Below are 8,158 nucleotides of genomic sequence, written 5' to 3'. Positions count from 1 at the left end.
CAGCGGACGATGGGAGCCGAACGGGGTCGGGCAACACCGATTGGGCGGGAAACAAGGCTTCCCGCAGGACGCGCGCACCATGCAGAACCCGTGTGCGCAGGTCAACACGGGAATGGGGATGGCGGTCCGGCTTTCCGCGCATCTTGGAAGCGCCGTTTCCACCGCAATCCGCGGCGTAATTCCGGTTGACGGGGCGGTATGGTCGGCCCAACTGTAGCGCTCGGCATTTTATGCATGTGCGAACTGCTGACCCGCTAGCCGTCCATCCGTCCGTCAAGGTTCCCCGCCCATGGATTCCCTGAAAGCCGCGCTCGACCGCCTCTCCAAGGCCGTGGATCGTCTGGAGCATGCCGCGTGTGCCCGCGAGGAACGGGTGGCCAAGCGCGAGCAGGAGCTGAGCGAGTCCCTGCGCGAGGCCCGCATCGAGCAGGCGCGGGCCCAGGAGAACGCGGAAACCGTGTCGAAGCGTCTGGAGGCGGCCATCGGCCGTCTCGAAGCGGTTCTGGAGAATTGAGCCATGGCCCAGGTGGAGTTCGAGGTGAACGGGCGCGCCTACCGCGTCTTCTGCGAGGATGGGCAGGAATCCCGCCTGCGGGAACTGGCCGGCTTCGTGGACGCCAAGCTGAAGCAGGTGACCGGCGGCGGGAAATCCGGGTCGGAGGCGCAGATGCTCGTCCTCACCGCCATCGTCATGGCCGACGAGATGCAGGACGTCATGGCCGGCCGCGGTCTCGCCCCGCTGTCCACGGTCAACGAGGCCGAGGTGGCCGCCGCCGTGGATAATGTCGCTTTGCGCATCGAAGAGGTTGCCGCGCGCCTCGAGCGCGCTTAAGTTAGTCCACGGAAGGTCGCTGCCTGGTTCGTCAGGTCGCAATAATCCCCAGGGCCGATAATCTTAGACTCTCGGGAGCTGTCCCTGTCCGGACCCTGGTCCGGTTACACGGCGCCCACCTGCTCTGCAGGTCATGGAGGATAAGCAATGCCAACGGCCAAGGCGGCACCTTCCGCCTCTCCCCCTGATTTTTCCCCGCGTTTTTAGGCGACGATGAGCGACCCGCGCGCGGCCAAGGACGCCGCCCGAGCCCAGGCACGCGCCCGGCGCGATTCCCTCAGCGACGACCGGCTGCGCGCTTTTGCCGCGGATGCTCTGCGCGACCGCTTCCTGGAGGAGTTGGTTCGGCCGGGGTTCATCGCCGACGGACCGGTCGCCGGCTATTGGCCGCTTGGTTCGGAACTCGACGTGCGGCCCCTGCTGCTCCATCTTAGGACGGGCGGGCGCTCCATCGCCCTTCCGGTGTCCGGGCCGCGCGGGCAGGCGCTGACCTTCCGCGACTGGGACCCCGTGCTGCCGCTGGCCGCCGGCCGCTACGGCATCCAGGAACCGGGCGCCGACCGGCCCGAGGTGGTTCCGGCGGTGCTGCTGGTGCCGATGCTGGCCTTCGACCGCAGCGGGCACCGGCTGGGCTACGGCGCCGGCTACTACGACCGGACGCTGGACGCCCTGCGCGCGATCCGTCCCGTCCTGGCGGTCGGCATGGCCTTCGCCGTACAGGAGATGGACGCTGTGCCCCACGGGGCGCACGACGAGCGGCTCGATTGGATTCTGACGGAGCGCGAGACGCTCCGCTTTACGCAGTGAAGGTTGGGGACGATGCGGCTTTTGTTTCTCGGTGATGTGGTGGGGCGGTCGGGACGCGACGCGGTGATTGCGCACATGCCGATGCTGCGCGACCGGCTCGACCCCGACCTGACCGTGGTCAACGGCGAGAACGCCGCCGGCGGCTTCGGCATCACCGTGAAGATCGCCGAGGAGTTCTTCGCGGCCGGCGTGGACGTGGTGACGCTGGGCAACCACAGCTGGGACCAGAAGGAGCTGGTCGCGGCGATCGACCAGCAGCCGCGCATCATCCGACCGTTGAACTACCCGGAAGGAACTCCGGGGCGCGGCTTCGTGCTGCTGCAGGCGCGGGGCGGGCGCAAGGTGCTGGTCATGAACGTGATGCTGCGCCTGTTCATGGACCCGATGGACGACCCCTTCGCCGCGGTTGAGCGGGTGCTGCGCGCCCACCGGCTGGGACCCAACGGCGCCGACGCCATCCTGGTCGACGTCCATGGCGAGGCGACCAGCGAGAAGATGATCATGGGCCATTTCTGCGACGGCCGCGCCTCGCTGGTGGTCGGCACGCACAGCCATGTCCCGACGGCAGACCATGTGGTGATGAAGGGCGGCACCGCCTATCTGACCGACGCCGGCATGTGCGGCGACTACGACAGCGCCATCGGCATGAAGAAGGAGGTCGCCATGGCCAAGCTGATCCGCAAGCTGCCCACCGAGCGGCTGAGCCCGGCGGAGGGCGAGGGGACCGTCTGCGGCTGCTACGTTGAGACGGACGACCGCACCGGCCTCGCCACCAGCATCCAGCCGGTTCGCCTGGGCGGGCGGCTGAGCCAGTCCATGCCGGTCCGGGGCTGAGCGGCGCCACCGGCTCCGGCCCCGCGGGGCGCAAAAGGGGCGCCCCAATACTGCCATATTGACTTTCTATATGGGTAGGTGTCGTCTCCGGCGCCGAAGGCGTGCGGTGGCGCACAAAGGCTGGTACATGTGTCCCACCGCTTACCAAGCTGTTTCACAAGACCTTTGTCTCTTTGAATCCATCTGGGGCTCGTTCGACGCATGGCCGGTCATAGCCAATTCAAGAACATCATGCACCGCAAAGGCGCGCAGGACGCCAAGCGGTCGAAGATCTTCAACAAGCTCGCCCGCGAGATCACCGTGGCGGCCAAGGGCGGCCTGCCCGACCCGGCGGCCAACCCGCGCCTGCGCGCCGCGATCACCGCGGCCCGCGTGCAGAACATGCCGCGCGACCGCATCGACCGCGCGATCAAGCAGGGCACGCCCGGCGGTGGCGACGACGCGAACTACGACGAGGTGCGGTACGAGGGCTACGGCCCCGGCGGCGTCGCGCTGATCGTCGAGGCGCTGACCGACAACCGCAACCGCACGGCGTCGGAAGTGCGCTCCGCCTTCACCAAGTACGGCGGCTCGCTGGGCGAGACGAACTCGGTCAGCTTCATGTTCAGCCGCGTCGGCGCGATCTACTACCCGGCCGCCGCCGCGGCCGCGGACGCCGTGTTCGAGGTGGCCCTGGAGGCCGGCGCCGAGGACGTGGCGTCCGACGAGAACGGTCACGAGGTCACCACCACGGTGGAGAATTTCGCGATCGTGCGCGACGCGCTGGAGGCCAAGTTCGGCGGCGCGGAGAGCGCCCGCCTGACCTGGAAGCCGCTGAACACCGTCGCCCCGTCCGAGGACGCCGCCGCCAGCCTGATGAAGCTGCTGGACGTGCTTGAGGACAACGACGACGTCCAGACCGTCGAAGGCAACTTCGACATCTCCGACGAGCTGATGCAGAAGCTGACGGCCTGATTCCAGGCCGCGGAGCGGAGGAAACCGGGGTGCTTGGGCAGGCCGGAAGGAGCGGGGCGGCGCAGCAGCCGCCCGTACGCCTGTTGGGGCTGGACCCCGGCCTCCGCCACACCGGCTGGGGCGTCATCGACGTGTCCGGCAACCGGCTGACCCATGTGGCGGACGGCGCCGTCCATTCCGAAGACGGCCGTCCGCTGGCCGAGCGGCTGTGCCAGCTCCACGAGGCGCTGACCGAAGTGCTGGAGCGCTACCGCCCCGACGAGGCGGCGGTGGAGGAGACCTTCGTCAACAGCAACGCGGTCTCGACTCTGAAGCTGGGGCAGGCGCGGGCGGTGGCCCTGCTGGTCCCGGCTCTGGCCGGGCTGTCGGTCGCCGAGTATGCCAACAACATGGTGAAGAAGGCCGTGGTGGGGCAGGGCCGGGCCGACAAGACGCAGGTGCAGGCCATGGTGCGCCTGCTGCTTCCCGGCTGCGCGATCACCACGCCGGACGCCGCGGACGCGCTGGCCGTGGCGATCTGCCACGCGCATCACCGGCAGTCCCTTCTGTCCTGGACACCGGCGTCTTCCCTCTCCCCCCCGGGGAGAGGGCAGGGTGAGGGGGCGCAACTTCTGGCGCGCGGCAAAATGGGCGGCGTTCCCCCCTCACCCCAACCCTCTCCCCGGGGGGGAGAGGGGGAGTGGGGAGTCCTGGCGCAAAAGAAGCCGTCCGAGGTTCAGACCGTTCGGGCGCGTCAGTTGCGGCGTGATTCCACGGACGTCGAAAAGTTGCTGTGGCAGCGGTTGCGGAACGCCCAGATGGGGGCGAAATTCCGCCGTCAGGAACCGATATTGGGTTTTACGGTGGATTTCGTGGCCCACGACCATCGTCTGGTCATCGAACTGGACGGTGGACAGCATGCGGATCGCGTCGAGCAGGACCAACGCCGGACCCGCATGCTGGAGCAGGCGGGTTTCCGCGTGCTCCGCTTCTGGAACAACGAATTGAACGAGAACCTGGACGGGGTCCTTGAAACGATCAAGGCCCGTCTCGACGAAACAACCATTCTGCGGCGCCAACCGTCCGGCAGGGAGTCACTTCCATGATCGCCAAGCTCACCGGTGTCGTGGATTCGGTCGGGACCGACTGGGTGGTGGTGGACGTCAACGGGGTCGGCTATCAGGTCGCCTGCTCCAACCGCACGCTGTCGCGCATGGCGGTGGGGGAGCGGCGGGCGCTGGTCGTCGAGACCTTCATCCGCGACGACCGGATCACCCTCTACGGCTTCGCCGATTCCGGCGAGCGCGACTGGTTCCGGCTGCTGACCACCATCCAGGGCGTCGGCTCGCGCCTCGCTTTGTCGATCCTCGGCGTGCTGGACCCGGACCAGCTCACCCGCGCCATCGCGGCGCAGGACAAGACGGCGCTCACCCGCGCCGACGGCGTGGGGCCGAAGGTGGCCGCGCGCATCGTCAACGAGTTGAAGGACAAGGTGGGCAACCTTACCCTCGGCGCCTCGGCCTCCACCGCCCCGGCGGCGGGCGGCAAGGCGGCGCCGGGGGCGGGCGGCCCCGACAACATGGTCATGGCGGACGCCGTCTCGGCCCTCGTCAACCTCGGCTACGGGCGGTCGGAGGCGTTCGGCGCCGTCGTGGCCGCCGGGCGCAAGCTGGGCGACGGGGCCGGCGTGTCGGAGCTGATCCGCCATGGCCTTAAGGAACTCAGCCAATGACCGCCGACCAGAACGGCTCCGATCCCGACCGGCTGGTGCAGCCGGGGCGGGGCGCCGGCGATTCCGGCGAAGCCTCGATCCGCCCGCTTTCGCTCGCCGAGTTCATCGGCCAGCGGCAGGCGCGCGAGAACCTGTCGATCTTCATCCAGGCCGCCCGCGCACGCGGGGAGGCGCTGGATCATGTGCTGCTGTTCGGCCCGCCGGGCCTGGGCAAGACGACGCTGGCCCAGATCGTCTCGCGCGAGCTGGGGGTGGGCTTCCGCGCGACCTCCGGTCCGGTCATCGCGCGGGCCGGCGACCTCGCCGCTCTGCTGACCAACCTGCAGCCGCACGACGTCCTCTTCATCGACGAGATTCACCGCCTTAATCCCGCCGTGGAAGAGGTGCTCTATCCCGCCATGGAGGATTTCCAGCTCGACCTCATCATCGGCGAAGGCCCGTCGGCGCGGTCCATCCGGATCGACCTGCCGCCCTTCACGCTGGTCGGCGCCACCACCCGGTCCGGCCTGATCACGCGCCCCCTGCGCGAACGGTTCGGCATCCCCGTGCGGCTGCAGTTCTACGAGCCGGACGAGCTGGAGCTGATCGTTCGCCGCGCCGCGGCCGTGCTCAACATGCTGATCACGCCGGAAGGCGCGCGGGAGATCGCCAACCGCTCGCGCGGGACGCCGCGCGTGTCGGGCCGCCTGCTGCGCCGGGTGCGCGATTTCGCCGCGGTGGCCGGCGTGCCGGAGGTGGATGCCCGCATCGCCGACGCCGCCCTGACCCGGCTGGAGGTCGATCGGCTCGGCCTCGACAGCATGGACCGGCGCTATCTCGGCATCATCGCCAACAACTACAACGGCGGCCCGGTGGGCGTGGATACGCTGGGCGCCGCCCTCGGCGAGCAGCGCGACGTGCTGGAGGAGGTGGTGGAACCCTACCTGATCCAGCAGGGCTTCCTGCAGCGGACCCCGCGCGGGCGCATGCTGACCGACCAGGGCTTCCGCTATCTGGGCCTCAACCCGCCGTCGGCGCCGACCCGCCAGTTCGACCTGCTGGACCGGCTGTCGGAGGCCAACCCGGACCCGGAGGACGGCGATGTCTGACGGCGCCGGGACGGCAAATCTCTCGGGCTGGTTTGACGAGAACGCGCAGCACAGGCTGCGCTTGCGGGTCTACTACGAGGACACGGACGCCGGGGGGCTGGTCTATCACGCCAACTACCTGCGCTTCTTCGAGCGGGCGCGCACCGAGATGCTGCGGCTGACCGGATTCACCAACGCCGGACTGGCCGAAAGCGACGGTGTGTCATTTGCGGTACGACGGGCGGAGATCGATTTTGTCGCTCCCGCAAAGCTCGAGGATACGCTTGAAGTGGTGACGCGAATCACCGATACCGGCGGTGCCTCCTTCGCAGTTGCACAACTTGCCCGTCGCGACGGCCGTGACCTCGCGCGGGCGGAGATTCAGCTGGCGATGATCAATTTGGCCGGTAACCGGGCCGGACGTCCCGCGCGCCTTCCGGCGCCGGTCCGCGAGGCGCTCATCGATTTGTACAAAAGGCAGAAGCGAGACTGACTGCGATGGATCTTAATTCCGCCCAGGTGGTCGGGGCCGCGGCGAAGGCTCACGACATCACGATGTGGGGCCTGTTCTGGCAGGCCGACATGATCGTCAAGATCGTGATGCTGATGCTGCTGGTTGCCTCGGTGTGGTGCTGGGCCATCATCATCGAGAAGCTGATGCGCATCCGCCGCCTGAACGCGCAGGCGGACGCCTTCGAGGAGAGCTTCTGGTCCGGCGGCTCGCTGGACGCGCTGTACGACCGCATCGGCCAGAACCCGGCCGACCCGATGTCGGCGACCTTCGCCGCCGGCATGCGCGAGTGGCGCCACGCCGCCGACCGCGGCATCGGCTCCATGAAGGGCTCGCTCCAGCAGCGGGTCGAGCGCGTCATGTCGGTGACCATCGGGCGCGAGATGCTGCGCGCCGAGCGCTACATGACCTTCCTGGCGTCGGTCGGTTCGACGGCGCCCTTCATCGGCCTGTTCGGCACGGTGTGGGGCATCATGAACTCCTTCACCTCCATCGCCGCGTCGGGCAACACCAGCCTCGCCGTCGTCGCCCCCGGCATCGCCGAGGCGCTGTTCGCCACGGCGCTGGGTCTCGTGGCCGCCATTCCCGCCGTGATCTCGTACAACAAGTTCACCACCGACCTCGGCCGCTACGCCGACCGGCTGGAGACCTTCTCGGGCGAGTTCTCGGCGATCCTGTCGCGCCACCTCGAGGAGCGGGGAGCCGCCTGACATGGGAGCCCAGCTCGCAGGAAAGGGCGGCCACGGACGGGGCCGCCGCCGCGGATACCGCGCGATGGCCGACATCAACATGACGCCCTTCATCGACGTCATGCTGGTGCTGCTGATCGTCTTCATGGTCGCCGCACCGCTGCTGACCGTCGGCGTGCCGGTGGATCTGCCGAAGACCAACGCCGCCCCGCTGGAGGCGCAGAAGGACCCGCTGTTCGTGACCGTCCAGTCCGACGGCCGGGTCTATGTGCAGGAGACGGCGGTGGAGACGGCCAACATGGTGCCGCTGCTGATCGCCGTCACCAACAACAACCCAGACGCCCGCATCCTGGTGCGCGGCGACGCGAAGATCGCCTACGGCAAGATGCTGGAGGTGATGGGCACCATGAGCGCCGCCGGCTTCAAGAAGGTCGGGCTGGTCGCCGAGATGCCCAGCGGGCCGGGCGCCACCGGGCCGCGCGTCGGCGGCTCGGCGCAGCGCTGAGACGCCACGGCGAGTTGAAGGCTGACCCATGCGCAAACCCCTGATCGCCTCGGCAACGCTGCACGTCGCGCTGGTCGCGCTGTTCGTGCTCGGCATGCCGCCCAGCGATCGCAAGCTGGACATCCCCGAGTCCATCCCGATCGAGATCGTGGACATGGGCGAGGTGACCCAGGCCGCGCGCGTCGACAAGGGCGAGCCGAAGCCGTCGGCGCCCAAGCCGCCGGTCCCCGAGGCGAAGCCGAGCCCGC

At 68.8% G+C, this 8,158-nt stretch carries 12 protein-coding genes, 1 other RNA gene and 2 pseudogenes; all 15 read left to right on the top strand.

Translation table 11 applies throughout. The features are described 5' to 3' along the window. The coding region (locus tag GBZ26_RS30000) for a hypothetical protein (protein ID WP_211104933.1) at positions 1-217 on the top strand (217 nt) is incomplete at its 5' end. 72 nt (positions 218-289) lie between these two features. After that, positions 290-514 (top strand): hypothetical protein, encoded by a 225-nt coding sequence (locus GBZ26_RS24225; protein ID WP_038527192.1) that lies wholly within the window; start codon positions 290-292, stop codon positions 512-514. A 3-nt stretch (positions 515-517) separates the two neighbouring features. Then, positions 518-832 carry a cell division protein ZapA gene (locus GBZ26_RS24220; protein WP_174441043.1) on the top strand — a complete coding sequence of 105 codons (315 nt, stop codon included), beginning with the start codon at positions 518-520 and terminating at the stop codon, positions 830-832. A 13-nt stretch (positions 833-845) separates the two neighbouring features. Continuing rightward, positions 846-1,005, top strand: a non-coding RNA gene (gene ssrS, locus GBZ26_RS24215) — 6S RNA. A gap of 40 nt (positions 1,006-1,045) precedes the next feature. After that, a complete protein-coding gene (locus GBZ26_RS24210; RefSeq protein WP_174441042.1) occupies positions 1,046-1,639 on the top strand; it encodes a 5-formyltetrahydrofolate cyclo-ligase in 594 nt (197 codons plus the stop codon). A 12-nt stretch (positions 1,640-1,651) separates the two neighbouring features. Next, the gene (locus tag GBZ26_RS24205; protein ID WP_174441041.1) at positions 1,652-2,473 is read left to right on the top strand and encodes a TIGR00282 family metallophosphoesterase; all 822 of its coding nucleotides are present in this window, start codon (positions 1,652-1,654) and stop codon (positions 2,471-2,473) included. Between the two features lie 201 nt (positions 2,474-2,674). After that, complete coding sequence (locus GBZ26_RS24200) at positions 2,675-3,427, top strand: YebC/PmpR family DNA-binding transcriptional regulator (protein WP_014240508.1); 753 nt, start codon at positions 2,675-2,677, stop codon at positions 3,425-3,427. 29 nt (positions 3,428-3,456) lie between these two features. Next, positions 3,457-3,978 (top strand): annotated as a pseudogene (ruvC, locus tag GBZ26_RS30430) (crossover junction endodeoxyribonuclease RuvC); the annotation flags it as partial. 75 nt (positions 3,979-4,053) lie between these two features. After that, on the top strand, positions 4,054-4,512 hold the full coding sequence (locus GBZ26_RS30425) for an endonuclease domain-containing protein (protein WP_246472343.1): 459 nt from the start codon (positions 4,054-4,056) through the stop codon (positions 4,510-4,512). Continuing rightward, positions 4,509-5,138, top strand: coding sequence for a Holliday junction branch migration protein RuvA (gene ruvA, locus GBZ26_RS24190; RefSeq protein WP_174441039.1), 630 nt, complete (start codon positions 4,509-4,511; stop codon positions 5,136-5,138). Before GBZ26_RS30425 ends, ruvA begins: the two co-directional genes overlap by 4 nt. Then, on the top strand, positions 5,135-6,226 hold the full coding sequence (gene ruvB, locus GBZ26_RS24185; protein ID WP_174441038.1) for a Holliday junction branch migration DNA helicase RuvB: 1,092 nt from the start codon (positions 5,135-5,137) through the stop codon (positions 6,224-6,226). Before ruvA ends, ruvB begins: the two co-directional genes overlap by 4 nt. Further along, positions 6,219-6,698: a tol-pal system-associated acyl-CoA thioesterase gene (gene ybgC, locus GBZ26_RS24180; protein WP_174441037.1), complete on the top strand. Its 480-nt coding sequence runs from the start codon at positions 6,219-6,221 to the stop codon at positions 6,696-6,698. The genes ruvB and ybgC overlap by 8 nt, the downstream gene beginning before the upstream one ends. A gap of 5 nt (positions 6,699-6,703) precedes the next feature. Further along, positions 6,704-7,426, top strand: coding sequence for a protein TolQ (gene tolQ, locus GBZ26_RS24175; protein WP_174441036.1), 723 nt, complete (start codon positions 6,704-6,706; stop codon positions 7,424-7,426). A gap of 1 nt (position 7,427) precedes the next feature. After that, positions 7,428-7,910: a protein TolR gene (tolR, locus tag GBZ26_RS24170; protein WP_014240514.1), complete on the top strand. Its 483-nt coding sequence runs from the start codon at positions 7,428-7,430 to the stop codon at positions 7,908-7,910. A gap of 28 nt (positions 7,911-7,938) precedes the next feature. Next, positions 7,939-8,158: pseudogene (locus GBZ26_RS24165) on the top strand (cell envelope integrity protein TolA); the annotation flags it as partial.

The organism is Azospirillum formosense (genome assembly GCF_013340925.1).
Classification (GTDB): Bacteria; Pseudomonadota; Alphaproteobacteria; order Azospirillales; family Azospirillaceae; genus Azospirillum; species Azospirillum formosense.
This window is presented reverse-complemented; position numbering and strand designations above follow the sequence as displayed.

Bases quoted from the DNA above. Each gene is read 5' to 3' on its own strand.
- GBZ26_RS24225 (WP_038527192.1), top strand. From the start codon at position 290: ATGGATTCCCTGAAAGCCGCGCTCGACCGCCTCTCCAAGGCCGTGGAT.
- GBZ26_RS24220 (WP_174441043.1), top strand. From the start codon at position 518: ATGGCCCAGGTGGAGTTCGAGGTGAACGGGCGCGCCTACCGCGTCTTC.
- GBZ26_RS24210 (WP_174441042.1), top strand. From the start codon at position 1,046: ATGAGCGACCCGCGCGCGGCCAAGGACGCCGCCCGAGCCCAGGCACGC.
- GBZ26_RS24205 (WP_174441041.1), top strand. From the start codon at position 1,652: ATGCGGCTTTTGTTTCTCGGTGATGTGGTGGGGCGGTCGGGACGCGAC.
- GBZ26_RS24200 (WP_014240508.1), top strand. From the start codon at position 2,675: ATGGCCGGTCATAGCCAATTCAAGAACATCATGCACCGCAAAGGCGCG.
- GBZ26_RS30425 (WP_246472343.1), top strand. From the start codon at position 4,054: ATGGGCGGCGTTCCCCCCTCACCCCAACCCTCTCCCCGGGGGGGAGAG.
- ruvA (WP_174441039.1), top strand. From the start codon at position 4,509: ATGATCGCCAAGCTCACCGGTGTCGTGGATTCGGTCGGGACCGACTGG.
- ruvB (WP_174441038.1), top strand. From the start codon at position 5,135: ATGACCGCCGACCAGAACGGCTCCGATCCCGACCGGCTGGTGCAGCCG.
- ybgC (WP_174441037.1), top strand. From the start codon at position 6,219: ATGTCTGACGGCGCCGGGACGGCAAATCTCTCGGGCTGGTTTGACGAG.
- tolQ (WP_174441036.1), top strand. From the start codon at position 6,704: ATGGATCTTAATTCCGCCCAGGTGGTCGGGGCCGCGGCGAAGGCTCAC.
- tolR (WP_014240514.1), top strand. From the start codon at position 7,428: ATGGGAGCCCAGCTCGCAGGAAAGGGCGGCCACGGACGGGGCCGCCGC.